This is a genomic window from Synechococcus sp. BIOS-U3-1, from assembly GCF_014279975.1.
GTDB lineage: Bacteria > Cyanobacteriota > Cyanobacteriia > PCC-6307 > Cyanobiaceae > Synechococcus_C.
Genome location: NZ_CP047936.1, coordinates 153,106 through 176,399 on the forward strand (window position 1 = coordinate 153,106; position 23,294 = coordinate 176,399).

Annotated in this window: 23 protein-coding genes and 1 riboswitch; of the genes, 9 read left to right on the forward strand and 14 right to left on the reverse strand. The window is 55.9% G+C overall.

Annotation, left to right across the window (positions count from 1 at the left end):
- The first annotated feature begins 22 nt into the window (after positions 1-22).
- Positions 23-286 carry a hypothetical protein gene (locus tag SynBIOSU31_RS00705; protein ID WP_006042532.1) on the forward strand — a complete coding sequence of 88 codons (264 nt, stop codon included), beginning with the start codon at positions 23-25 and terminating at the stop codon, positions 284-286.
- 12 nt (positions 287-298) lie between these two features.
- Here the strand turns inward: SynBIOSU31_RS00705 and SynBIOSU31_RS00710 are convergent, their stop codons facing one another.
- From SynBIOSU31_RS00710 to egtB, 3 genes are all read right to left on the reverse strand, one after another.
- Entirely contained in the window at positions 299-784 is a 486-nt protein-coding gene (locus tag SynBIOSU31_RS00710; protein WP_186491352.1) for a hercynine metabolism protein, read from the reverse strand.
- 62 nt (positions 785-846) lie between these two features.
- On the reverse strand, positions 847-1,818 hold the full coding sequence (egtD, locus tag SynBIOSU31_RS00715) for an L-histidine N(alpha)-methyltransferase (protein ID WP_186491354.1): 972 nt from the start codon (positions 1,816-1,818) through the stop codon (positions 847-849).
- Complete coding sequence (gene egtB / locus SynBIOSU31_RS00720; RefSeq protein WP_186491356.1) at positions 1,815-3,035, reverse strand: ergothioneine biosynthesis protein EgtB; 1,221 nt, start codon at positions 3,033-3,035, stop codon at positions 1,815-1,817. The genes egtD and egtB overlap by 4 nt, the downstream gene beginning before the upstream one ends.
- Here egtB and SynBIOSU31_RS00725 point away from each other — a divergent pair.
- The gene (locus SynBIOSU31_RS00725) at positions 3,034-5,166 is read left to right on the forward strand and encodes a protein kinase domain-containing protein (protein WP_186491358.1); all 2,133 of its coding nucleotides are present in this window, start codon (positions 3,034-3,036) and stop codon (positions 5,164-5,166) included. The genes egtB and SynBIOSU31_RS00725 overlap by 2 nt on opposite strands.
- 55 nt (positions 5,167-5,221) lie before the next feature.
- Here the strand turns inward: SynBIOSU31_RS00725 and smpB are convergent, their stop codons facing one another.
- Positions 5,222-5,716, reverse strand: coding sequence for an SsrA-binding protein SmpB (gene smpB, locus SynBIOSU31_RS00730; RefSeq protein WP_186492752.1), 495 nt, complete (start codon positions 5,714-5,716; stop codon positions 5,222-5,224).
- 64 nt (positions 5,717-5,780) lie between these two features.
- Between smpB and ruvB the strand changes: the two genes are divergently transcribed.
- The 6 genes from ruvB (at position 5,781) to thiC (ending at position 11,342) form a co-directional block, all read left to right on the forward strand.
- The gene (gene ruvB, locus SynBIOSU31_RS00735) at positions 5,781-6,845 is read left to right on the forward strand and encodes a Holliday junction branch migration DNA helicase RuvB (RefSeq protein WP_186491360.1); all 1,065 of its coding nucleotides are present in this window, start codon (positions 5,781-5,783) and stop codon (positions 6,843-6,845) included.
- A 92-nt stretch (positions 6,846-6,937) separates the two neighbouring features.
- Positions 6,938-7,729, forward strand: coding sequence for a tetratricopeptide repeat protein (locus tag SynBIOSU31_RS00740; protein WP_186491362.1), 792 nt, complete (start codon positions 6,938-6,940; stop codon positions 7,727-7,729).
- Entirely contained in the window at positions 7,726-8,898 is a 1,173-nt protein-coding gene (locus tag SynBIOSU31_RS00745; RefSeq protein ID WP_186491364.1) for an amidohydrolase, read from the forward strand. The genes SynBIOSU31_RS00740 and SynBIOSU31_RS00745 overlap by 4 nt, the downstream gene beginning before the upstream one ends.
- Positions 8,895-9,125: a DUF3188 domain-containing protein gene (locus tag SynBIOSU31_RS00750; protein ID WP_186491366.1), complete on the forward strand. Its 231-nt coding sequence runs from the start codon at positions 8,895-8,897 to the stop codon at positions 9,123-9,125. Before SynBIOSU31_RS00745 ends, SynBIOSU31_RS00750 begins: the two co-directional genes overlap by 4 nt.
- Positions 9,126-9,129: 4 nt before the next feature.
- Positions 9,130-9,756, forward strand: a complete 627-nt coding sequence (locus SynBIOSU31_RS00755) for a HEAT repeat domain-containing protein (protein WP_186491368.1) — start codon at positions 9,130-9,132, stop codon at positions 9,754-9,756.
- A 31-nt stretch (positions 9,757-9,787) separates the two neighbouring features.
- Positions 9,788-9,896, forward strand: a riboswitch (TPP riboswitch).
- A gap of 45 nt (positions 9,897-9,941) precedes the next feature.
- The gene (gene thiC, locus SynBIOSU31_RS00760; protein WP_186491370.1) at positions 9,942-11,342 is read left to right on the forward strand and encodes a phosphomethylpyrimidine synthase ThiC; all 1,401 of its coding nucleotides are present in this window, start codon (positions 9,942-9,944) and stop codon (positions 11,340-11,342) included.
- A 74-nt stretch (positions 11,343-11,416) separates the two neighbouring features.
- On the opposite strand, the gene SynBIOSU31_RS00765 is transcribed toward thiC, so the two are convergent.
- Entirely contained in the window at positions 11,417-12,295 is an 879-nt protein-coding gene (locus tag SynBIOSU31_RS00765) for a UDP-glucuronic acid decarboxylase family protein (protein WP_255477410.1), read from the reverse strand.
- Here SynBIOSU31_RS00765 and SynBIOSU31_RS14645 point away from each other — a divergent pair.
- Positions 12,191-12,433, forward strand: a complete 243-nt coding sequence (locus tag SynBIOSU31_RS14645) for a hypothetical protein (RefSeq protein WP_255477473.1) — start codon at positions 12,191-12,193, stop codon at positions 12,431-12,433. The two genes, SynBIOSU31_RS00765 and SynBIOSU31_RS14645, sit on opposite strands and share 105 nt — an antisense overlap.
- Here SynBIOSU31_RS14645 and SynBIOSU31_RS00770 read toward each other — a convergent pair.
- The 9 genes from SynBIOSU31_RS00770 to tkt form a co-directional block, all read right to left on the reverse strand.
- Positions 12,420-13,976: an HAD-IB family phosphatase gene (locus SynBIOSU31_RS00770; RefSeq protein WP_186491372.1), complete on the reverse strand. Its 1,557-nt coding sequence runs from the start codon at positions 13,974-13,976 to the stop codon at positions 12,420-12,422. The two genes, SynBIOSU31_RS14645 and SynBIOSU31_RS00770, sit on opposite strands and share 14 nt — an antisense overlap.
- Positions 13,951-14,337 carry a GtrA family protein gene (locus SynBIOSU31_RS00775; RefSeq protein ID WP_255477294.1) on the reverse strand — a complete coding sequence of 129 codons (387 nt, stop codon included), beginning with the start codon at positions 14,335-14,337 and terminating at the stop codon, positions 13,951-13,953. Before SynBIOSU31_RS00775 ends, SynBIOSU31_RS00770 begins: the two co-directional genes overlap by 26 nt.
- 44 nt (positions 14,338-14,381) lie before the next feature.
- Positions 14,382-15,686 carry an NAD(P)/FAD-dependent oxidoreductase gene (locus SynBIOSU31_RS00780; protein WP_186491374.1) on the reverse strand — a complete coding sequence of 435 codons (1,305 nt, stop codon included), beginning with the start codon at positions 15,684-15,686 and terminating at the stop codon, positions 14,382-14,384.
- Complete coding sequence (locus SynBIOSU31_RS00785; protein ID WP_186491375.1) at positions 15,686-16,624, reverse strand: NAD-dependent epimerase/dehydratase family protein; 939 nt, start codon at positions 16,622-16,624, stop codon at positions 15,686-15,688. Before SynBIOSU31_RS00785 ends, SynBIOSU31_RS00780 begins: the two co-directional genes overlap by 1 nt.
- Positions 16,625-16,639: 15 nt before the next feature.
- The gene (locus tag SynBIOSU31_RS00790; protein WP_186491376.1) at positions 16,640-18,007 is read right to left on the reverse strand and encodes an FAD-binding oxidoreductase; all 1,368 of its coding nucleotides are present in this window, start codon (positions 18,005-18,007) and stop codon (positions 16,640-16,642) included.
- Between the two features lie 35 nt (positions 18,008-18,042).
- Positions 18,043-18,765, reverse strand: coding sequence for an SDR family NAD(P)-dependent oxidoreductase (locus SynBIOSU31_RS00795; RefSeq protein WP_186491377.1), 723 nt, complete (start codon positions 18,763-18,765; stop codon positions 18,043-18,045).
- Positions 18,762-19,685, reverse strand: coding sequence for a decaprenyl-phosphate phosphoribosyltransferase (locus SynBIOSU31_RS00800; protein ID WP_186491378.1), 924 nt, complete (start codon positions 19,683-19,685; stop codon positions 18,762-18,764). Before SynBIOSU31_RS00800 ends, SynBIOSU31_RS00795 begins: the two co-directional genes overlap by 4 nt.
- A 120-nt stretch (positions 19,686-19,805) precedes the next feature.
- Complete coding sequence (locus SynBIOSU31_RS00805; protein ID WP_186491379.1) at positions 19,806-21,146, reverse strand: hypothetical protein; 1,341 nt, start codon at positions 21,144-21,146, stop codon at positions 19,806-19,808.
- Between the two features lie 124 nt (positions 21,147-21,270).
- Complete coding sequence (tkt, locus tag SynBIOSU31_RS00810; RefSeq protein WP_186491381.1) at positions 21,271-23,280, reverse strand: transketolase; 2,010 nt, start codon at positions 23,278-23,280, stop codon at positions 21,271-21,273.
- Positions 23,281-23,294 lie beyond the last annotated feature (14 nt).

The following is a 23,294-nucleotide window of genomic DNA, read 5'->3' on the forward strand; positions in this document are numbered from 1 at the left end:
ACAGTGGCATGTTCCCTTTCCAATGAGTGGTGAGCGCGTAGGTTTCCGCTTCAAGCACGCCGATGCGGTGGTCAAGCGCAATCCCCAGGGGCGTTCCCGCCGCGGCTGGGTGATGGAGCCGGTTGAACAAACCACCAGCAGAGGCACCAAGATGCCCGCCTATCGGATTCGCTGGCGTGACAGCGAGCGTCCGGAGATCGTGCTTCAGCACATGCTGATTGCCGATCCTGATCCAACCCCACCACCCGAGAACGTGAGTCTCGAGCCTCCTGCTCCAAAGGCCTGATCGCCCGCTGGATCAGCTGAGCCCCTGGCGTCGCCTTAGGTCCTCGAGCTCCTGGTGGGCTTCAAATAAGGCCCAGTCTTCATCCAGGCTGCGATGCCCTCGTTGTTGTGAAGCTTTCTGATTGAGACGGGAAATCTGCTGATCTAGATCTCGGAAATTCCCACCCAGCTCATCCAGCTCGCTCCAGAGATCCCTGCCTTGATCCATCAGGCTGGTCACATGCTGTTCAGCGCGCAATGCCAGGTCATTGGCTCCAGCGTTTCGGGCCTTTCTGGTGCGCTCTCCCCAGGCTTGGACCTGCTCAGCGAGTGAAAGCAGTTGACGTCTCAGGTCTCTGGCCTGGATCTGCATCAGATCGCGGCGACTACTCAGATCGCGCTGTCGATCCTGTAGATGCTGTTCGTGCAGCAGGAGGTCTTGATCGGGATTGGAGCGCAGGAATGCATCCAACCGCTCTTCCAGATTCTGTTCAAGCTGATCCAGCCATGTCGGCGACATCAGTCAGTCCTGCCAGCTTTGCTCACATTCATGGTGATGCTCGGGGCTCGACATGTCTCTGTTTAGTCTGCCGCTTCCAGCCAGTGCAGGGAGAGGTCATCGGCGGGATCATGCCAGCGGCGGCACCAGCGCCAGCCTGCGTCTTTTGCCAGTTCACGGGCCATTTCCATTGTGTACTTGACGCTGTACTCGGTCACAAGCGGTTGTCCGGCGCTGAAGGTCCAGGGCTCACCAGCCACCGACACCGTCTGATGGCATTCGCTGATCAGACCCATGCGGACGCGGCTCTCCATCTCCTGCCAGACGGCCTCATAACGGAATTGATCTGGATTGAAATCGGCGCCCAGATCGCTGTTCAATCTTTGCAGCAGGTTATGGGCGAAGGCGGCGGAGATTCCTGCGGCATCGTTGTAAGCGGCCTCAATTCTGGTCTTTGATTTGGGCTGGTCAAGGCCCAGTAATAGCGGTCCTCCATCGAGCAATCGCCTGAATCGGCGCAGCAGTGCAATGGCCTCATCGCGAGTGAAGTTGCCGAGGGAACTGCCTGGAAAGAACCCCACACGCCTTGCCCCACGGATCAAGGGATGGTTTGGAAGGGCATCAAGCTGACTGTGATCGCAGCAGATTCCTAGCATCGGCACCTGAGGATGTTGGGCCTGAAGTGCTGCCGTTGACTGGACCAGGTGGTCCGCGCTGATATCGAGAGCCACATAGGCGGCAGGGCGCATCGCTTCTAGCAGTGGCCCGACCTTGCGGGCGCTGCCTGCGCCGAATTCGACGATCACCCCTGATCCAATGGCACGGGCCATGTCCGCGGCTGATGACTTCAGCAAGGCGATTTCCGTTCGGGTGAGGCTGTACTCCGGTTGCTGGCAGATCTGATCAAACAGTCGAGACCCCTCCTTGTCGTACAAGAACCACGCTGGTAACTGGCGGGGTTCGCGTTGCAGACCGTCTTGTACGAGTCGATGCATGTCCGCGCTGGGAGGATGCAGATCGATCAGCTGGGGACGCGCAGACGTTTGGGTTGTCATTGGGCCAGGCGCAGACCTGCCGCCATCCAGCGGCTGGCCGGGGTGAAAAAGTTCCGATAAGTGTCGCGGGAATGCCCTCTGGGTGTGAGTTGGCTGCTGCCCCGCAGCACGAACTGGGAGCTCATGAATTTGCCGTTGTATTCGCCCACAGCACCAGCCGCAGCTTGAAAGCCCGGGTAGGGGCGATAGGGGCTTGAGGTCCATTGCCAGAGCTGGCCATGGCTCTGTTGAAGTGATGCGCCATGTTCACAGCTGGCCAGCTCCCATTCCGCTTCACTCGGTAGGCGAGCTCCGGTCCAGCGTGCATAGGCATCCGCTTCGAACCAGCTGAGGTGGCGCACGGGCAAATGATCCTCCAGTGAGCTGCGGCCAGCGAGGGTGAACTCCCACTTCCAGGGACCTTGTCCGTCGCGATCGCGTCGCCAGTAGCGGGGTGCATCCCAGTTGCGCTGACTGCGCACTGCCCAGCCCTCGCTCATCCAGAGCTCAGGACGCTGGTAACCGCCATCGTCGATAAAGCACCGGTAATCACCATTGCTCACCAGTCGAGCAGCAATGCTGAAGGGCTCCAGCCAGGTTCGATGCCGTGGCCTCTCGTTGTCGAAGTGGAAGGCATCACCGCTGTGGCCGACTTCCACTAAGCCCCCACCGCAGTTGAGCCAGGGTCCATGCCTGAGTGAACCGCTTGCTTTGGCGGTTGTGATGGGTTGAGGGTCAAACGGTTCAGACCAGTCGCTGCGATAGGCCGGTTCGAGTGGCTGACGGCTGAATCCATCCAGCAGGTCCATCAGCATCAGTTCCTGATGCTGCTGCTCATGGTGAAGGCCCAGTTCCACCAGGTCCAGCCACGGTGCTTCGCTATTGCGCTCCAAAAGCTGTTCCAGAGCCAGATTCACCCGTTTCCGCCAGGCGGAAACCTCATCCATCGGTGGGCGGCTGAGCAGTCCTCGTTGGGGTCGCGGCTGGCGTGGGCCAACAGCGTCGTAATAGGAGTTGAATAGGTAACTCCAGCGAGGGTCCGCGGGGACATAGTCGGGATGGTGGGGCTTCAGCACGAAGGTTTCGAAGAACCAGGTCGTGTGAGCCAGGTGCCACTTGGGTGGACTGGCATCGGCCATGCCTTGCAGATTGAGGTCTTCGGCATGGAGGGGCTCAATCAGTTCCTCACTGGTACGACGCACCTCCATCAGTCGATTCAGGAGTGAGCCGCAGGCCATGGAGGGAAATCATGCTGGCGGTGACGTTAGTGGGATCCCCCTCGGGTGTCAGCGCAGCACTGCCCCTACCATCGGCCCAAATCGCAGCTCCTTTGTGATCGGCACGTTGCTGGCCGACCGGTATCGCCTGGACCGTTGTCTGTCCTCTGATCCGGACCATCCCCAGGGGACTCTCTGGCGTGCCGCTGACCAGTTGGCTGGCGATGCACCCGTTGCGTTGCGGCAACTCAACGAGCAGGCGACTCAGGATCGCTTTCGCCGTCTGTGGCCGTCGATGCAGTCACTGCTGCATCCCCAGATTCCACGTTTTGGAGGGCTGCTTGAGGAACAGGGTTGCCTATGGCTGGTGCGTGAGTGGCAGGAGGGCTCAAGTCTGAGTCAGATCCAGACTCAACGTCTCCAGCGTCAATTGGTGTTTGGCGCAGGAGAGGTGCTGCTTCTGATGAGGCAGCTGTTGCCACCTCTTGCGGTGCTGCATGGTCAGGAGCTGGTCCATGGCGATCTCAATCCCCGCAATCTGCTGCGGCGCGATCAGGATTGTCTGCCTGTGTTGTTGGATTTTGGGTTGCTGCAGCGCTGCGGTCAGCAGCCTCTGACTGCAGCGACACCGGCCTTTGCGCCTCGCGCCCAGGTTCGGCAGGACCCTGCAGCTGCGTGGATGGATCTGCATGGTCTCGGTGTGTCGGCTCTGACTCTGCTCACCGGCCGTCCCCCTGCGCAGTTGTTGCAGGCTGATGCAGAGGCCTGGCAACTCCCCAACGATCTCGACTTGGAACCTGCTTACCGGCAGGTGTTGGAACGGTTGCTCTCAGAGCAGCCTGAACGCCGTTTTGAGGTGGCTGCTGATGCCCTCCAGGCTTTGCAGGCTGTATCGATGCCTGAAACAACTGGTCCCCAGGCCCGGGCTGAGCGCACCCTGGTTTTGGCTCCAGCGGTGCCTGATGACTCACCGCCCGTGGTGAGTGGCTCTCCAGATTTGCCAAGGATCGTCACTCCGTCAGGGCAGGAATCCCGGCGCCGCCCTTCTGCAGAGCAGCGCCAGCTTGCGGCGGAAGGCCGCTTATGGCCCGTTGTCGGAGCACTGTTGATTTCGGCTCTTGTGGGAACAGCCATCGGTTGGTTTCTGCTCACTCGCGGCAATCCTCCCGCTGGTGCTCCCTCCACGGAGCGCGATGTGATCGGTCGTTCCCCTTCCGCGAGTCTTCCTCCGGCGGAAGTGGATCAACGACAGCAACTGCTCAGTCGTCTGCGAGCTTTGCAGGTCGATCGCAGTTGGTTTCTGCAGTTGGTGGATGCAAGCCTGATGGCTCGTTTCCCGGAGCGTGGCGGTCGCCTGCCCAGTGACTCACTTGAGGATGCCCCTTTAAGGAGTGTCTGGAATGAACTCGCCGAGGAGTGGCTGGCCAGGGTGGAACAACTGCCGCCGGTTCTGCGCAGTCGCCTGGGACAGCTCAAACCTGCTGACTGGCAGAGGCAACGCCAGGCCCTTGTGTCGCAGGGTGTGAACAGCAAGGTGGTGGAGCAACTGGTCAGCGCTTCGGCACAGGCGTTGCTTCCGGGTGTGCCGCCAGGAGTGAAGCCGCCTGAGCCTTTCCGTCAGTTGTGGATCGCCGCAGCATTGCGCAGCCTTGAGGAGGTGCGAATTGAGCAGGTCAAAGCGCGTGCTCAGGCGCCCACGGTGTTGTCTAGTCGTGTGTCCGCGGGCGGTGCGCGCCTGATCTCAATCTCGGTCCCAGCAGCTCGCCGCCTGGTGTTGGGCATCAACGGCACGCCTTTGATGCAAATGACTGTTTACGGAGCCAATGGGGAGGTGGCTGCCGATCGTGGACCACTGCGCGTCGTGACTCTGCCTGTGGAGGCAGGCTCGCCTGTGCAGGTGCTGGTCACCAACGATGGAGTGTCTTCCGGTTTGTTAACGCTCTCCTGCCGTGCCGATGCACCAGCACCAACGCCGCTGCCAGAGGTGGACCTCAACCCGATTCCCGATCCCGCTACTGGGGCGGAGGGCCCTGTCGAGGCGCTTCCAGAACCTTCCGGCCCCCGGCCTGCAGGTGCTGAGGATCCTCCTGTTGAAGAGACCGACATGCCCAGCGCATTGCCCGGTGAATCCACCCCTGAACCCACCTCTTGAACCCATTGCACCGTCGCAGGAGCAATGCAATCAGGACCCTTGAGGCGGCAGTGATTCAGTAGCGGGCAATGGCAGCTCGGGTCTCTTTCTTGATTTGTTTGTCCTTTGCGGCAGCGCGCTTGTCATGCAACTTGCGCCCTTTCCCTAGACCGATGGTGAGCTTGATCCACGATCCCTGCAGATGCATGTTCAGCGGGATCAGCGTCAATCCTTTCTGATCAAGTTGCCCACGTAATTTGTCGATTTCGCGCCGGTGGGCGAGCAACCTTCTCACTCGCAGCGGATCGTGGTTGAAGTACCCGCTTGCATGGGTGTGAGGTGAGATATGCACGTTGTGCAGCTGCATTTCACCGTGGCGGATCAGGCAGAAACCATCCCGGAGATTGGCCTGGCCGGCTCGGATGGATTTCACCTCGGTGCCCACCAGCTCAATGCCAGTTTCCAGCGTTTCCAGGATGTCGTACTGATGCCTGGCCAGCCTGTTGTCGGCCAGTAAGCGGTTGGCCGCGGCTCGAGCCGCCGCGTTTTTCTTGCCTCCACCTTTGGCCATTGCCTGTTTGGCCTCGCGGCCGCTTGATGCTCCGACCCTATCCAGGGCTCGGTACTCTTCCCACATGGCCATTGTTTCCTCTAGCGCCGGATCCCCACGTCCACGCAAGGAGCGTGAGCCCAATCGAGTGGTCGACGCAGTTCGGCAGCCAGGAGACGATCACGATCCAGCGGCGCTGACGTCTCGTGACGACGGCTTAAGGCCCAAGTGTCTGAAGGACTACATCGGTCAGCGTGAGCTCAAGCAGGTGCTTGGCATTGCGGTGCAAGCCGCGCTGGGTCGCGGTGATGCACTCGATCATGTGCTGCTGTACGGCCCGCCCGGTCTTGGCAAAACGACCATGGCCATGGTGTTGGCTGAGGAGCTGGGGGTGAAATGCCGCATCACCAGTGCTCCCGCTTTAGAGCGCCCCCGCGACATCGTTGGTCTGTTGGTGAATCTGCAGCCACGGGAGCTGCTGTTCATTGATGAAATCCATCGACTCAGTCGTGTGGCCGAGGAGTTGCTCTATCCGGCTATGGAGGATCGTCGACTCGACCTCACCGTGGGCAAGGGAAGTACCGCTCGAACTCGTGCACTGGACTTACCGCCGTTCACATTGGTCGGTGCCACAACCCGCGCAGGTGCGCTGAGTTCACCACTGCGCGATCGCTTTGGCTTGATTCAACGGCTTGAGTTCTACGGCTTGGAGGACTTGCAGTCGATTGTGGAGCGAGCCGCTGGTTTGCTCGAGCTCGATCTAACGGCTGATGCTTGCGCTGAGATTGCACTCCGCTGCAGGGGGACGCCTCGTATTGCCAACCGACTGTTGCGCCGGGTGCGAGATGTGGCTTGTGTCCGGGACTGCTCCGGAGCGATCGACCGTGGGTTGGTCGATGAAGCCCTCACCTTGCATCGGGTCGATGGCCGGGGTCTGGATGCGAGTGATCGCAGGCTGCTGGAGCTGCTGCTCCAATCCCATGGAGGCGGTCCCGCCGGACTGGATACGCTTGCGGCGGCCCTTGGAGAAGATCCCACCACCTTGGAGTCAGTGGTTGAACCGTATCTACTGCAGCTCGGCTTCCTGCAGCGCACGCCCCGTGGCCGGGTGGTGACGGCTGCTGGTCGTGACCACCTTTCAGCAGCTTGATACTGACTTTTTTAACTCTCAGCCTTCTCACTGAGCCAGTCGGGCTCGATACGCTGACGGGAGCTTTCAACGACCAACCAGGAGCCGCTTAGATGAGGTGGAAGGAACTCCTGTTTGGCTGGTCCCTGTCTCTGCTCGTTCTTCTGGTCCCTTTCTCGGCAGAAGCCGCCGAGGTGGATGCGCTACCTCAGCTGTTCGATCGTGCTCTTGCTCTCAGCCGTGCCGGAGATCCGCAGCAGGCACTTCCGATCTGGGATCAGGTTCTGGAAATCGCTCCAAACGATGCGGCGGCTTGGAGCAACCGCGGCAATATCCGTTTGATGCTGGGTGATCCAGAGGGAGCCATCGCCGATCAAACCCGCTCCATGGAGTTGGCCCCCAATGATGCTGACCCCCATCTCAATCGCGGTACCGCTGAAGAGGCTTTGCAGCGTTGGTCTGATGCCGCAGCTGATTACGACTGGATTTTAGAAAGAGACCCCAGCGATGCTTCAGCCCTCTACAACCTCGGCAATGTGCGTGGATCCGAGGGTGAATGGCAGGAAGCCCAGCGTCTCTATCGCTTAGCGGCCGATGCAAGGCCAGGATTTGCGATGGCCCGGTCGAGTGATGCTCTAGCTCTTTACCAGCTCAATGATTTGAAAGAAGCAGAACGAAACCTGCGCAATCTGATCCGGCGTTACCCACTGTTCGCCGATGCGCGGGCGGCCTTGAGTGCTTTGCTCTGGAGTGAAGGGTCGCGTGGTGAAGCGGAAAGCCATTGGGCCGCTGCCTCAGGCCTTGATCCCAGTTATCGCGATGCTGCCTGGCTGGCCGAGGTGCGTCGTTGGCCGCCACGACCGATTGCTGATCTACAGCGCTTTCTTGCTTTGGAGGTGTCATGAACCTCACTGCCACCTGGTCCGAGCGACTCGACGCCCTGTTGCCTGACTTGATTGCGTTTCGTCGTCACCTGCATGCTCATCCTGAGCTCAGTGGGGAAGAACACCAAACGGCTGCGCTGATTGCTGGCGATCTGCGTCAAGCCGGTTGGCGCGTTCGCGAAGGCGTTGGACGCACGGGTGTGGTGGCTGATCTTGGCCCCGAGCAGGGGCCGAAACTCGGCTTGCGCTTGGATATGGATGCTCTGCCCATTGAGGAGAAAACAGACTTGCCCTATGCCTCCCTGCGGCAGGGAGTGATGCATGCTTGCGGGCACGACCTGCACAGCACGGTGGGCCTGGGGGTGGCCAGATTGCTGGCGGCTGAGCCGCATCTACCTGTTGGGATGCGCTTGTTGTTTCAGCCAGCGGAGGAAATCGCTCAAGGCGCACGCTGGATGCGCGAGGCAGGAGCCACCGATGGCCTTCAAGCGCTGTTCGGCTTGCATGTTTTCCCCTCCCTTCCTGTAGGCAGCGTGGGTTTGCGTAGCGGCAGCCTCACAGCGGCGGCGGGCGAGCTGGAAATCGAGATCAACGGCCAGGCTGGCCATGGTGCCAGGCCTCATCAGTCGGTGGATGCGATCTGGATCGCCTCGAGGGTGGTCACCGGCCTTCAGGAAGCGATCAGTCGCAGGCTTGATGCTCTGCATCCGGTAGTAGTGAGCTTCGGGCGAATCGAAGGAGGCAAGGCGTTCAACGTGATTGCTGATCGGGTCACCCTGCTGGGTACGGTGCGCTGCCTGTCCAACGATCTGCACGATCATCTGCCCCGTTGGATCGAGGACACGGTGCGAGCTCTTTGCGAGGGTTTCGGTGCCACGGCAACAGTGCGCTACCGCTGTATTGCTCCACCCGTTGATAACGACGCCAGACTCACGGCTCTGCTCGAGCGTTGTGCGATCGAGCAGCTTGGCCCGGATCAAGTCTTGCGATTGGAACAGCCCTCTTTGGGCGCCGAGGATTTTGCTGAGTTGATCAGGGATGTGCCGGGAATGATGTTTCGGCTCGGTGTGGCGGGTTCTGAGGGATGTGCACCGCTTCACAACGGCCATTTCTTACCTGATGAACGCTGCCTGGGGGTCGGTATTCGGGTGCTCACAGCAGCGATGCTGGCTTGGGAGCCGACGCCATGAATCGTCCGCCTCGCACCCATCTGCATGTCTTGTTGTCTTTGGCAGCTCCTTTGCTGGTGTGTCTGGGCGTCTTAGCGCTTGTCCAGAGGGAGGGCACCGAGCGTTGGCAATCTGTTCCTGCCATCCTGGTCGGTTCCGGCTTGGTGATTCACGCAGTGGTGGGTCGTCGTCGTCGGCGGCACAAGCTGCTAGTGGCTTTGCGAAGCAGTCGTTTTCAGGAGGATTGAGTTGATGGCATCCACACCGCAGCAGCCTCAGGGAGGTGAACCTGATCTCAATGCTCTGAAAGAAGCAATCGGTTCAGGTGATCCATTGCAAGCCATGCCGGCTCTCACCCAGTTGCGATTCTGCAGTGATGAGGATGCTGTTCCTCTGTTGGTGCTGGGCAGTGAGCAGGAGGCGTTCATGGTGCGCTCCTTGAGCTGCAGTGGTTTGGGCTACAAACGCACGGAGCAGGGTTGGACCGTGTTGGAGCGGCTGCTGCGCAGTGACGGTGATGCGAATGTGCGTGCCGAAGCGGCCAACGCCCTTGCCAGCTACGGCGTTGTCCGAGCCTGGCCCTTACTCAAGGCAGCATTTGATGCTGACAGTGCATGGCTGGTGCGCTGCAGCATTCTTTCGGCTTTGGCGGAACAGCCTGAGATCGATTTTGGTTGGCTGCTGGATTTGGCCAGTGCCGCGATCAAAGATGGTGACGGAACGGTTCGCGTCAGCGGAGCCGAGATTCTGGGGCGGATTATTCGTGAAAGCGTTAATCAGCCGATTGGTGAGCAAGCCAGAGCTCTGTTGTTACCACTCCAGCAAGACGGAGATCACCGTGTTGTGGCAGCTGCCCTGAACGGATTGCAGCTGAGTTGACGGTCTGTTCTCAACGGCGTTGCTAGTAATTGGACACCACTAGGGGTGCCTTGGATCGTTCGCGATCCTCATGGCTGAGATCACACCCTCTGAACCTGATCCGGGTCATTCCGGCGATAGGGAAGTGACCAATGTGATCCTCGGTCGACTGGCCGGCCCCTGGCAGTTCCTTCGCTGAATGGATCATGCGTGCCTCCTGGGTTCAGTCCCGTCGCGGACAGTCCAACGTTTCCCAGATGCATTTCGCCCGTCAGGGCTTGGTGACCGAGGAGATGGTCTACGTGGCCAGAAGGGAGAACCTCCCCGAGACCTTGGTGATGGAGGAGGTGGCTCGGGGTCGCATGGTCATCCCCGCCAACATCAACCATGAAAACCTTGAGCCCATGGCGATTGGGATCGCCAGCAAGTGCAAGGTGAATGCCAATATCGGCGCTTCCCCGAATGCCTCAGATGCCGAGGAAGAGGTCAAAAAGCTGACTCTGGCGGTGAAATACGGGGCCGACACCGTGATGGACCTGTCCACAGGCGGCGTCAACCTGGATGACGTTCGCACCGCAATCATCAAGGCTTCACCCGTGCCGATCGGCACGGTTCCCGTCTACCAGGCGCTGGAAAGTGTGCATGGCTCCATTGAGCGCCTCTCGGAAGATGACTTCCTCCACATCATCGAGAAGCACTGTCAGCAAGGTGTCGACTACCAGACCATCCACGCTGGCCTGCTGATCGAACACCTGGTGAAGGTGAAAGGCCGGATTACTGGCATCGTCAGTCGCGGCGGGGGCATCCTGGCTCAGTGGATGCTTTATCACCATCGTCAGAACCCCCTCTACACCCGTTTCGACGATATTTGCGAAATTTTCAAGCGCTACGACTGCACATTTTCACTGGGTGATTCACTGCGTCCGGGATGTCAGCACGATGCTTCAGATCCAGCTCAGCTCGCCGAGCTGCACACCCTGGGTGAGCTCACCCGCCGTGCCTGGAAGCATGATTTGCAGGTGATGGTGGAAGGTCCTGGGCATGTGCCGATGGATCAGATTGAGTTCAACGTCAAGAAGCAGATGGAGGAGTGCAATGAGGCACCTTTCTATGTTCTTGGTCCCCTGGTGACGGATATCGCGCCTGGTTACGACCACATCACGTCGGCAATTGGAGCAGCGATGGCTGGCTGGCATGGCACGGCGATGCTCTGCTACGTGACTCCAAAGGAGCACCTTGGTTTGCCCAATGCCGATGATGTACGTGAAGGCTTGATCGCTTACAAGATCGCAGCGCATGCGGCTGACATCGCTCGTCATCGTCCAGGCGCCCGTGATCGCGATGATGAGCTCAGTCGGGCACGTTATGCCTTTGATTGGAACAAGCAGTTCGAGTTGTCCCTCGATCCCGAGCGAGCTAAGCAGTATCACGATGAAACGCTGCCTGCGGACATCTATAAACAGGCTGAATTCTGTTCGATGTGTGGCCCCAAGCACTGCCCGATGCAGACGAAGATCACCGATGAGGATCTTGAAGGTTTGGAGAAGGTGCTGGAAGTGAAAGGTGGTGTTGAATTATCTGGAGTGAAGATGGATAAGGCTGAATGAATGAGTTCTAGGAGCAAATCATCACCAAAAGTCATTCACTCTGCCTTTTGGTGATGATGCATGGGGTGCCAGGTTTAATCGGCTTTCCGTTCGAGTGCCTCTCGGAACCAATCAATCGTAGGTTGAAGACCTTCTTCTAGAGAAATCTTGGGTTCCCAGCTAAGTCCCTGCCTGGCAAGATCAATGACCGGTTGACGTTGGAGTGGATCGTCCTGGGGGAGGGGCTTGTTGATCAATTCCAGGTTGGGATTGATGCGATCGCGTACGAGTTCCGCCAACTGGCGAATGGTGAATTCATTGGGGTTGCCAATGTTGATAGGGCCGGTTTTGTCGCCATTCATTAGTCGGATCATGCCTTCAATCAGGTCATCCACGTAGCAGAAAGATCTGGTTTGACTGCCGTCTCCATACAGCGTTAGTGCTTTTCCTTGGAGAGCTTGAACAATGAAGTTGCTAACAACCCGTCCATCGTCTGGAAGCATGCGAGGCCCATAGGTGTTGAAGATGCGCATCACCCTGATTTCCGTGCCATGCATGCGCTGATAGTCGAAACAAAGGGTTTCGGCAATGCGTTTTCCTTCGTCATAACAGCTGCGAATTCCGATTGTATTGACACAGCCTCGGTAACTTTCTGGTTGAGGATGAATCTCTGGATCCCCGTAAACTTCGCTAGTGCTGGCAAGTAAGAAGCGCGCTCCAACGCGCCTTGCAAGGCCCAGCATGTTGTAAGTCCCCAAAAAACTTGTCTTGGCTGTTTTGATTGGGTTGAACTGATAGTGAATCGGCGAGGCGGGGCATGCCAGATGCCAGATTCGATCAACTTCTAGCTTGATTGGCTCTGTGACATCGTGGCGAATGAGTTCAAAATTGGGATGTCCAATCCAGTTTCTAATATTTTCTTTTCTGCCTGTGAAGTAATTGTCCAGGCAAATCACTTCTTCGCCAGCTTGCATCAAGCGATCAGTCAAGTGGGAGCCGAGGAATCCGGCGCCGCCTGTGATCAGATTGCGAGTGCTGGACAAGGGAAGCCGGGTGCAGGTGAGCTGAAGGTATCAGGCATGGCCTACCGGATGGTTTTCAGCGTCGTGTGAATGGACCCTGGATCAACTGGCTCAGGCCTGCAGCTGCAGTAATCGTCCAGATTGTGAGCACCCTGCGCAGGATGGCGATCGGTAGGGCAATGAGCACGTCAATTCCAGCGTCTTGAAGCAGAAGAGTGGTTGCGGCTTCGTTGACGCCGATGCCACCTGGGCTGTTGCTAATGAGCCCCGCTGTGCCTGACAACAAATAAATGCCAATTCCTTGGAGTGGACTGATCGATGTGGGCGACAAAATCATCACGAGCAGCCAGAGAATCAGGCCTTCCACAGCCCAGAAGATCAGGCTCAAAACCAGTGCGGGTAGGCAGGCGCGCGCCATGGCTCCACGGGGTCGATGCTTCTCCCAGGCCTTGCAGAGGGTTTGCCATCCAGAGCGAAGCATGCGCTGACGGCGAAGGCTGAAGCTGATCAGAATCAATCCAGCGATGATCAGTAACCACCACCAAGAGGGTTCTGCCGGGGGCAGCAGCTGGGCGAGCATGGCCGGTGTGATCACCCCCAGCCAGATCAGCACCGCGGCACCATCACACAGACGCTCAGCGACAAAGACGTGGGTCAGCGGTAAGCGTGGATAGCCAAGTTCGACATGTAACTGCTCGACTCGACTGAGTTCTCCCAGTTTTCCCGGTGTGGCTGTTAGTGCGAATCCTTGAAACCAGCCCAAGGCATCGGCCCAGCTCCAGTGACCGATCTGAACCGAGTGCAGGAGAGCTCGCCAGCGGCAGTAACGCCCGAGGTAGCTGAGAGTGAGAAGCGCATAGATGACCGGTAACCACGCCAACAGCCGAGTGAATGCTGCAACCAGTTGCGATGTCGTTTCGCTTGGAAGACTGAACCAGGTCTGCACTCCAAGACCCAGCAATAACACTGCTAAGCAGGGCAGCAGCCGTTGCAGCCACGAACGGGATTGGCGGTAGGCCCGGGGTTCAGCGGCAAAGCTGCGGTAATGCGGCCGCCCACTGGCCTGGAGAAGTTCGCGATCACCAGAGCTGTCTCCATAGGCCTCTAGCGTTTCTGGGCTCGGCATTTCACCAAGCGCAAATTCCAGTCGTTTGAGTTTTTCTGGTCCTTTGCAGTTCGCGGATAGAAGCGCGAAAGGCTGGTTTGGGCTCACCTCCAAAGGATCCTGGCAGCGGGTCCCAATCAGTTCGATCTTCAGAAACTCCGCGAGGGGGCGGATGAACGGTTCTGGAGAGGCTGTAACAATCATGCAGCGGTCGCCTTGTTGGCGATGCCATTGCAGTCGTTTTAGGGCTTCAGGTCTTAGTTGCGATCGCAGCTGAATGGGCAGTTGTTCTTCCAGAACTCGCTGCCGATGGTTCCGTGGTGTGGCCTGGAGCACGACATCGAGAAGGATCTCCTTCATTCGCCCAGTGCTGCAGCGCTTCAACTGCCAAGCAACCAGATGCGGCAGAAGCTTGGGCATCAGCCGCAGGAGTCCGAATGGGCCTTGCAGAAGAAGCAAACAACAGCGTGTGGCGTCTCCCCGGATCAGGGTCCCATCACAGTCAAATGCGGCGATTGCTGGAGACATCACGGAAACTTACGTATTTGTGTCCGAAGAAGCTTGTGACCACAGGAACGACCACTCCGAAGCTGTGAGCAATCAAGTCAACGAGTGCAGCTACTCCGATGATGGGAAACAGCCAACTGCGGATTCCGATGCTCACTAACCAGGTTTGAAGCACGGCCGCGAGATTGATCAATGCAAATGCTGCGAAGGATCGTTTGACCGATTGTTGGGTTTGCAAGAACACATAACGTCGTGCCAACACGTAAGCAGTCACCATTCCGATTGCGTAAGCCGCGAGTACGGCGAGCTCGAAACGAAGCACCTGAGAAAACCCGATGCGGCTTGTGATGTTGATGAGGGCAGCGATTCCGCCCGTGATCAAGAAAAGAACAAATTGACGTTTTGGTGAAGAGTGTTTTGGGCTGTTCATGGCGCGGCTGCCGCGGCATTGGCCAGAACGCGACGCGCCAGCGATCGGCCGTAACCAATGCTCTCACTGATGCCTCGGTCCTCTGGGTAATAGACGGTCGTGTCTGCGGTGATCACGCCGGGGTACGGCTCCAGAGGTGGAAGTGTGCTTTGAAAGTTGATACGACAGACCGGCTGGGCAAACCGGTATCGGCTGCAATGACTTGCCAGCCGATGTTCATCTTGCAAATCGGGATTGATGGCTTTGAGGCAATTCCAGGCATCGTCGATGAAGGCTTGATTGCTTCGCTGGTAATCAGGATGATCGGCGGGGATATAAAAAGGCACGTAGCTCACATGTGGTGATAGCGGCCGCAGGTTGCTCATTTCGATCACTCCCGGAATGGCAAAACGGTCATCGTTGACATTTGTCCAGAAATTTCCAGTGATCGCGCGGTCGGTTTGTAGCACCACACAGGCACAAGCTACGGACGGTTGGCTGCTGTACTCGCTCACGAGCATGGGGTCACTTCCCCCTGCTTCAAGCATGGGAGCTACCAGGGGTAACGGCACCGTTGAGATCACGTGATCAAAGTGCTGAACACCATTTGGTGTCTGCAACATCGCTCCGCCTTGTGGACTGGGGCGGATCACTTGGACTGGCGAGTTGCAACGGATCTCACCTCCGTTATGTCGGATGGAGGTTTCCAGGGCATCCACTAGTTGTTGAGATCCCCCTTGCAAAAACCCAAGGGTTTCTTTCAGTTTCTTGCGAGATTGCCCCAGGCGACGCACTCGGCTCCAGATCCAAGCTGCAGAAATTTGATCACTAAACTGGAAGAATTTAAAGGCAAAAAGTTTATGCCAAAGCAGCTGATAGCCACGCTCACCAAGCCATTTTCGAAGCCATGTTGTGGCAGTGATCGAATCGAGTTCTCTCCAGTTGCGGATGGTTAGACAGCGTGCTGCGTGGAGCAGGTATCGGAATCTGGTCAGCAGAGGAAGGTGGCGGAACGACAACACCCCACTCACAGAGCCCCAGGGGTAGAGGCGATTGTTGAAAAAGAATCCCATTGTTGTTTGCCGCCATGACAGCTGATCGCTGAGACCGAGCTCTTCCAGAACTTCGAAGAATGCGTGGTCGTTGAGGCAGTGAAAGTGGTAGTAACGCTCTAACTGAACACCTTCAAAGTTAAAGCTGGCGGCCATTCCCCCTAAACGGTCATCGGCTTCGAGCAGAACGGGGGTATGACCTTGGAGGCAAAGTTCATAGGCGACAGCCAGGCCCATGGGGCCGCCACCAATCACAGCGATGGATGACATCAGAACGGCATCTCCAGTTGGGAATAACGCGGATCTTGATAGGTGATCCTCAGCGCATCTGCCAGGGGTGTTGGTGTCACCTGAAAGATGTCTGGCCAGTCGATCACATCAAATTCATCACCAGCTGTCAGGGCTGTGAGCTGGGAGCGGGTGAAGGCAGGTTGGCGGGAGATTAACGCCCAGCATTGGAGCAGAAATCCGAACAGTGGGATCGGCAAGTGAATCATCCAGGTGCGAGCCCGAACAGCCTGCCTGAGTTGGCGCATCAAGCTGATGTAACTCACTTTTTCCAACCCGGTGATGTCATAGCTGCCGTGTAGCTCGGGAGACTCAAGACATCGTTCGATCAAAGCGCAGAAATCTCCGACGTAGAGCGGCTGGCGAATGAACCGACCAGATCCTGGAATTGGAAACACCGGCAGTTTGCGCATGAACCGTGCGAGCCATCCAAGATGCTTCCGGTCAAACCAACCGAACATCAAGGTAGGTCGTAGAACCACAGCATCTGGCCGAGCGTCGCGCACTAACTCCTCTTGTTGTCGTTTCGTACTGGTGTAGAGGTCTGTTGCCACGGAGTTGACGACAGAACTGCTGATGTGAATGAGTCGAGGGATGGGATGACGCTTGAGGGCTTCCAGCACCGTGAGCGTGCTGTGCACGTTGTTGCGCTCGAACTGGCTGCTGTCGGTATTGCCAATCTCAGCTTGGAGCATCACGCAGGCTGAACAACCTTGAAGTTGCAGAGGCCAATCCTGTCCTTCCAGACAACACAGGTCTTCCTCTAAAAAGGTGACCTTTGGGAATAAATTCTGCGCGATCGCAACAGCTTCTCTTTTCTTGTCGACCACAATCAAATGCCAGTTTGGGTGATCGTCTTGCAGGCGGGCGATCAGATTGAGGCCGACGAGTCCGGCACCGCCGGGAATGAAGATCTTCATAAAAGGGCTGAAAAATCAGATCGCCAGACGGCGGGATAGGTCGGATTCGAACACATGGCGTGGATCCAATTGGTCGCGTTCTCGTCTCCAGGCTTCCAGTCCGGGATAAGAGCGGGCAAACATCGTTGCTGATTGTCTGGAATCCTTCGCGAGGTACAGCCGACCGCCGGCATCAGCAACCAGTTGATCTAGCTCGTCGAGTGTTTCCATCAGGCCTGGAACGGCTGCGGGGACGTCTGCCGCCAAGGTCCATCCCGGCATGGGAAAAGACAAAGGTCCTTGATTGCCCTCGCCGAAGCGTTTCAGCACAGTCAAGAAACTGGGAGCACCAATTTTGCGTAGTGCAGCGAGACAACGACCTACAAGATCTCCAGCACTGTCTGGAACAACAAATTGATATTGAAGAAACCCACTAGGTCCATAAATGCGGTTCCAGTTGTTCACTCCGTCGAGAGGATGAAAAAACGGTGTGATGGCTTGTAGCTCCCCTTCTCTTCTTCGCGGTGCTTTGCGGAACCAAGCTTCGTTGAAAGCCCGTACTGTCCAATTGTTGAGCAGACCACCCGGCAGCAGCGATGGAGCGGTCCCCAAAGCCTTGGGGTCATAAAAAAGAGGGTTTTCGCTGGTTGATTTCTGGTCGTTCCATTGATCCAGGTTGGCGTGATCCCCTCGTGTCAGGACGCCTCGACCAGGTCCATGCAAGCTGTCGACCCAGGCCACGCTGTAGCGGTAACGGTCATCGCCCTCAACCATTGCTGTCATGAGGCTTTCAAGATCCCCATAGCGCTGCGTGTCCACGCTGATCAGTGATGTCGTGATCGGGATGAGCTCAAAGCGTGCCTCAACAATCACTCCGGTGAGCCCCATTCCACCGCAAGTGGCCCAGAAAGCAGCTGAGCTGTTTGGGTCGTTAGGGCGAAGCAGCCGTTCATGCCCTTCACCGTCTAGGAGCTTGACCTCCAGTACATGGCTGGCGAAGCTTCCTTCGCGATGATGATTTTTGCCATGAACGTCGGCGGCGATTGCGCCGCCCACAGTGACAAAGCGTGTCCCTGGGGTCACTGGTAAAAAGAAGCCTGCAGGCACAATCACCTGGAGGATGGAGTCAAGACTGGCTCCACTTCCCGCCAATAGGGTGCCGCTCTCGGTGTCCAGTTGGATGTGGTTCAACTGGGCCAGATCAATGACAGTGCCTGCTTCGCACTGTGCGGGATTGCCGTAGGCGCGACCGAGTCCTCGGCTGATCACGCTGCGGGGAGGTGCGTTTTGAAGTAGGTGGCTGATTTGATCAAGCCGTTCCGGTTGCACTACTTCGGCAGTCGTGGCGTCTGTGCATCCCCACCCAGTGAGGGTCTGTTCCTTTGCTGGAAGGCTGCTTGTCATGGAAGGCCGCTGGTCATGGAAGGCGTGTGTAGGAATCAGAGTTTGGAAGCCAATGGAGCTGGTAGACGACGAATCAGTTTCATCACCGGATCCCACCACCATGGGATGTATTCGATGCCTCTGCGTTGCGGCTTGCGAAGGAGATCTTTAGCAATCTTTTCTGGAGCTGTGCAGAGCAAAGGCGGTGCTTTGCCGTCTGTCATCGGGGAGGTGATGAAGCCCGCTTTGAGAATGCGAATTGAGAAGGGATGACCCTGACAGCGCAGAAGCAGACCCTCACAGAACCGGGTTAATCCTGCCTTCGCAGCGCCGTAGTGGTAGTTGGAGGGGCGACCTCGGTCAGCTGCAACGGATGAAAAAATCCAGAGAGCACCCGGTTGTCGTATACGATCTTCGCTCACGATTGCTGTGAGCCAGGGAATTAATCCTGTGTAATTGACTTGTGTGATCAGCTGAGCCTGTGTGCTGTTGACTCGGGCAAGATCTGCATTCCCCATGCATCCAGCCGTGATTAAGTAAAGGTCGAAGGAAGATGGCGGATCGATTGGAGTGGACGAAATGTTCCCAAGATCAACATGTTCGGTCGTGATGTTGATGAGATCATTTTGTGTGCTCAGTTCTTCAGAAAATGCCTGATTACGTTCAGTGTCACGAGCTATTAGGTGAAAACGTAAGCAGCCCTGCCTGGCCAGTTCGCGGATGATTGCTTGAGCAGTTGTACTCGTGCTGCCAAGGATCCATGCTGATTTAAACGTCATGGCAGCATCCCGAATCTGTCTAGTAAGTTAACACTTGTAGTGGTAATTAGCCAGCCTATTAGGGTTAGCTGTATTCCCCTATCGTTGAGTAGTATCTCTTCAGGCTTTTCAGTTGTCTTGTCAGGTGAATCTTGAAAGCGTCTCTCAGACTCTTCTGGGTCGCTCAGCAATTGATAGCGAAAAATTCCTGCAAGAACGAATGGAATGCTCAGGAGCATCCAACTGGTTTCGGCACCGTTGAGGGCGGGGCCGGCGCTCCATAGTGCATAGGCCATGAAGCTGCTGCTGGCGACGATTGATTCGAGCCTCTGCAGTAATGGCAATGAATAGCGTAGAAGAACCTTGCGTGTGATTACACCGCGATCGAGAGCTGTGCGAAGTTCGGCTTTCCGTTTCTCAACCGCTAAAAATAATGCCAACAATCCAACGGTGAGCAAAAACCACGGAGACCAGGTGCCAGAGGCTGCGGCAACACCTGCAATTGCACGCAGAAGGAAGCCCGATGCGATGCAGAAGAGATCAATGAGTGGTTGGCGTTTCAGGCCAAAGCAGTAACCGAGCTGAACGAAGCCATAGAGAACGATGCTGCCAACCACGCCCCAATTAACTGACCATGCAAGCAGCAGGCTGGCGACGCACCAGCCCATTGACAGAATGACAGCAGTCTTGATTGAAAATTTCCCTGATGCAATGGGACGGAATCGTTTGATTGGATGATTGCGGTCGGCATCCAGATCGAGGATATCGTTGAGGAGATAAATTGAACTCGATATAAAGCAGAAGCTTAGGCAGGCAAGTCCGCATGACCACCAAATATCGAATGATTGCTCACGACTAAAAATAGCCGCCGCGAAAACGAGAAGATTTTTACTCCATTGCCTTACTCGACTGGCTGATGTTAAAATTGTTATGGAAGTCATGGAGATTGAGGGTTAATCTGCAGAGCAAAGATCTCGATAAATGTTGTTTTTTGAATTTGACAGTAGAGGTTTAGGGTGAAGCCATTTTGGCATGAGACAAAGTGATGCAGTAAAACATTTTCACTCATGAATTATTTTTTTGTGCCAGCCTTTCGGTTTGATTGCTGTATTGCCTTTAAAGTATTCAAGGGCTATGTCTTTGTGATGAGGACCATCCGGGCAGGTATGCTCAATTCCCTTTTTTATTAGAGATGCTTTTTTGCCAAGGCATTTAAAGTTAGCTCTTCTTGTTTCTTGAAAAGTTCTAGCGTTTTCCCATTGGTCTCTGAAGTCTTGAGCGAAGCTATTAAAATTTAAGGAAGAAAATGCTAGTAATGTCAATACGCCGGGCCCTACGTTTAATAGCTTGACCTGGCTACTTCTTTTCTGAAGACATAGGGCAACAATCATAATGCAAGAAAGTCCAGCCATTAAACTGTGACTCACATATCGAGAAGTATTAGCTTGATCGATTCCAAATCCTGATCGCGAGAAAGTAGTCATTCCAGCAAAAACAATGCTGAAAAGGAATGGCATTAAAGCTGCTCCAGCGATTCTCAAAGGAATTTTTATGGCCTTGTAATTGATTGCCAGAACTACAGCGCTAGTAACGATTAAAAATGCTAATCCCTGCCATGATCCTCCAGTTAATATTTTCAAAAAGTAATGTGGATTGAATTGATAATCTGGATGGTAAGCGGGTTTTTGGTAATCGAGTAAATAATAAGTACTAAGCAATGCGGAAGTGAAGGAAGCTGTAGATATCAATCCAAGCCTCTTACTATTGGTCCAAGAGCATATGCATAAAGCCAGCCCTAATGCAATTCCTTGCCCTGTGCTGAATATTGCAATCCAAGGTATTGCCGCAACCAGAATGTCTTGAAGCGTACTGGCAACAGGACTCATGGCTTTTTCCCCGAATGTTATAACGACTGCTGAGAATAAAGTCAAAGTGTTGATGAACATCCACGGGGTCTGAAATTCCCACCCAAGATTTTCATATTGCCAGGGATTTAAGATTAACGCACTGCCTGCTAATGAAGTGATGAGCCACAATGTCTTTGATTTGAGGATTTTACCTGATAAATATGCCCAAATGCCGCAAGATAAAAGTAAAAGTATTAATGTTTGAATCAGAGCCGTTTGCCCGGGTGGGATATTTAAAACATTCGTCTCGAAGAGCGCCGCAGCCTTGCTGAAAACAATTCTGTGCTCGTTGTGTTGAGAGAGGAGGCTCTGTATTGTTGCTCCTTCTGTTGTTTTTGTTATGGCGAATGTCCAGCTATCTCCATATAGTATTGGTTCATTCCACTGAGAAATTGATAAACATAATATCTCCCAGAGGTTTTTAGCAATAACAAGAGATAGCGCTGTGATGACGCTAATGGCGACCGTTTTGTAAATTATATTTTTACTACTCATGTTTAAGTTTGTAGTGCGTTCGTCAGGATGAATCCCTGATTTTTCTGATCAAGTTGAGCGAAAAAGTGTCTTGCAAGTGGCGCTTTTTCGCTCTTGTGTGATGGCCAAAGACCTCTTGAGCCCTTCAGCTCAGCAGCGCTTTGGATTTGGCAACAACATTGTCCACTGTGAAGCCGAACTTCTCCATGCAAGTACCGCCGGGTGCTGATGCACCGAAACGATTCATCGTGACGCTGTCACCGTCGAGGCCGATGAAACGGTGCCAACCAAAGGATTCTGCTGCCTCTACGACGATGCGCTTGCGAACAGACCCGGGAAGAACTTCTTCTTTGTAAGCATCGCTTTGCTCATCAAACAGTTCGACGCAAGGCATGGAGACGACCCGTACTTTTTTGCCATCAGCGCTGAGCTGTTTGGCGGCTTGCACGCAGAGGTCAAGTTCGGTGCCGGTACCGATCAGGATCAGATCAGGAGTTCCATCACAGTCTTCGAGGATGTAGCCACCAAGTGCCACTTTCTCAATTGAGGAATTGGCTTGATTAGCCATGCCTTGTCTGCTGAGGCAGAGCGCACTCGGACGGTGGCGATTTCCGATGGCCAGTTTGTAAGCGCCACTGGTCTCATTGCCGTCGCCGGGTCGGAACACCAACAGTCCTGGCATGGCCCTCAGTGAAGGGATGGTTTCGATCGGCTGGTGTGTGGGTCCGTCTTCGCCAACACCGATCGAGTCGTGGGTGAGCACGTAGATCACGCCTAGCTCACTCAATGCCGAGAGGCGCATAGAGCCGCGCATGTAATCGGCGAAGACCAGGAAGGTGCCGCCGTAGGGGATCAGTCCACTGTTGTGATATGCGATGCCGTTCAGAACAGCGGCCATCGCATGCTCTCTCACGCCAAAGTGCAGATACCGCTTCTCGGGTGTCTCTGGCTGGTATGAGCCAGTTTCGCCCTTGATGTCGGTGTAATTGGAGTGGGTGAGGTCGGCAGATCCACCAATCAGCTCCGGCAGATTGGGGCCCAAGGCACCCAAGCAGATCTGTGAATGTTTACGGGTGGCGAGGCCTTTGTCGTCTGCTGTGTAGGTGGGAAGATCTTTATCCCAGCCTTGGGGAAGTTCGCCGCGCAGCATGCGCTCAAACTCTGCTGATTCCGTCGGGTACTTGGAGCGGTATGTCGCCAGTGTTTGGTTCCATTCGGCTTCAAGGCTTGCACCGCGATCGATGGCCTGGCGGAACTGGTCGTATGCGTCTTGCGGAACCTCGAAGGGTCCGTAATTCCATCCCAGCTGCTTGCGTGTCAGTTCTGTTTCTTCGTCGCCCAGGGGGGCGCCGTGCACACCGGCGGTGTCGCTCTTGTTGGGTGAGCCGAAACCGATTGTGGTTGTGATCTTGATGATCGAGGGCTTATCGGTGACAGCTTTGGCAGCTTCGATTGCTTTGGAGATGGCATCGACATCGGTGTTGCCATCAGCGACGTGCTGTACGTGCCAGCCGTAGGCCTCATAGCGCTTGAGTACATCCTCTGTGAAGGACACGTTCGTGCGTCCATCAATGGTGATGTGGTTGTCGTCGTAGAGGGCAATCAGCTTGCCTAGCTTCAGGTGGCCGGCCAATGAAGCTGCTTCGGAGGACACACCCTCCTGATTGCAGCCGTCACCCATGATTACGTAGGTGAAGTGATCAACAACAGTGGCTTCCGGCTTGTTGAACTTCGCAGCAAGGTGAGATTCGGCGATGGCCAGGCCCACAGCATTGGAAATACCAGCACCCAGGGGGCCGGTGGTCACTTCAATGCCAGGAGTTTCAAAGGTTTCAGGGTGTCCAGGCGTTTTGGAGCCCCATTGCCTGAACTGTTTGATGTCATCGATCGTCACCGAGTCGTAGCCGGTGAGGTGCAGCAGTGCGTACTGCAACATGCAGCCGTGACCCGCCGACAATACAAATCGATCTCTGTTGAACCACTTGGGGTTCTTGGGGTTGTGGTGCAGGAACTTGTCCCAAAGCGCATAACCCATCGGTGCACAACCCATGGGCAGGCCGGGGTGGCCGCTCTTGGACTTGTTGATTGCATCAACGGCCAGCATGCGAATGCTGTTGATGCAGAGAGTGTCGAGAGAAGCGGGCGCGGCGACCATGGCGTGAGATTCGA

What these genes read in the sequence shown, in the direction of transcription:
- SynBIOSU31_RS00800 (WP_186491378.1), bottom strand. Translation starts at nt 19,685, where the DNA reads ATGACTTCCATAACAATTTTAACATCAGCCAGTCGAGTAAGGCAATGG.
- SynBIOSU31_RS00745 (WP_186491364.1), top strand. Translation starts at nt 7,726, where the DNA reads ATGAACCTCACTGCCACCTGGTCCGAGCGACTCGACGCCCTGTTGCCT.
- SynBIOSU31_RS00740 (WP_186491362.1), top strand. Translation starts at nt 6,938, where the DNA reads ATGAGGTGGAAGGAACTCCTGTTTGGCTGGTCCCTGTCTCTGCTCGTT.
- SynBIOSU31_RS00750 (WP_186491366.1), top strand. Translation starts at nt 8,895, where the DNA reads ATGAATCGTCCGCCTCGCACCCATCTGCATGTCTTGTTGTCTTTGGCA.
- SynBIOSU31_RS00785 (WP_186491375.1), bottom strand. Translation starts at nt 16,624, where the DNA reads ATGAAGATCTTCATTCCCGGCGGTGCCGGACTCGTCGGCCTCAATCTG.
- egtB (WP_186491356.1), bottom strand. Translation starts at nt 3,035, where the DNA reads ATGGCCTGCGGCTCACTCCTGAATCGACTGATGGAGGTGCGTCGTACC.
- SynBIOSU31_RS00795 (WP_186491377.1), bottom strand. Translation starts at nt 18,765, where the DNA reads ATGACGTTTAAATCAGCATGGATCCTTGGCAGCACGAGTACAACTGCT.
- SynBIOSU31_RS00705 (WP_006042532.1), top strand. Translation starts at nt 23, where the DNA reads ATGAGTGGTGAGCGCGTAGGTTTCCGCTTCAAGCACGCCGATGCGGTG.
- SynBIOSU31_RS00725 (WP_186491358.1), top strand. Translation starts at nt 3,034, where the DNA reads ATGGAGGGAAATCATGCTGGCGGTGACGTTAGTGGGATCCCCCTCGGG.
- SynBIOSU31_RS00710 (WP_186491352.1), bottom strand. Translation starts at nt 784, where the DNA reads ATGTCGCCGACATGGCTGGATCAGCTTGAACAGAATCTGGAAGAGCGG.
- egtD (WP_186491354.1), bottom strand. Translation starts at nt 1,818, where the DNA reads ATGACAACCCAAACGTCTGCGCGTCCCCAGCTGATCGATCTGCATCCT.
- SynBIOSU31_RS00780 (WP_186491374.1), bottom strand. Translation starts at nt 15,686, where the DNA reads ATGTCATCCATCGCTGTGATTGGTGGCGGCCCCATGGGCCTGGCTGTC.
- SynBIOSU31_RS00790 (WP_186491376.1), bottom strand. Translation starts at nt 18,007, where the DNA reads ATGACAAGCAGCCTTCCAGCAAAGGAACAGACCCTCACTGGGTGGGGA.
- SynBIOSU31_RS00770 (WP_186491372.1), bottom strand. Translation starts at nt 13,976, where the DNA reads ATGTCTCCAGCAATCGCCGCATTTGACTGTGATGGGACCCTGATCCGG.
- tkt (WP_186491381.1), bottom strand. Translation starts at nt 23,280, where the DNA reads ATGGTCGCCGCGCCCGCTTCTCTCGACACTCTCTGCATCAACAGCATT.
- SynBIOSU31_RS00805 (WP_186491379.1), bottom strand. Translation starts at nt 21,146, where the DNA reads ATGAGTAGTAAAAATATAATTTACAAAACGGTCGCCATTAGCGTCATC.
- SynBIOSU31_RS00765 (WP_255477410.1), bottom strand. Translation starts at nt 12,295, where the DNA reads ATGCAAGCTGGCGAAGAAGTGATTTGCCTGGACAATTACTTCACAGGC.
- ruvB (WP_186491360.1), top strand. Translation starts at nt 5,781, where the DNA reads ATGGCCATTGTTTCCTCTAGCGCCGGATCCCCACGTCCACGCAAGGAG.
- SynBIOSU31_RS00755 (WP_186491368.1), top strand. Translation starts at nt 9,130, where the DNA reads ATGGCATCCACACCGCAGCAGCCTCAGGGAGGTGAACCTGATCTCAAT.
- thiC (WP_186491370.1), top strand. Translation starts at nt 9,942, where the DNA reads ATGCGTGCCTCCTGGGTTCAGTCCCGTCGCGGACAGTCCAACGTTTCC.
- smpB (WP_186492752.1), bottom strand. Translation starts at nt 5,716, where the DNA reads ATGGCCAAAGGTGGAGGCAAGAAAAACGCGGCGGCTCGAGCCGCGGCC.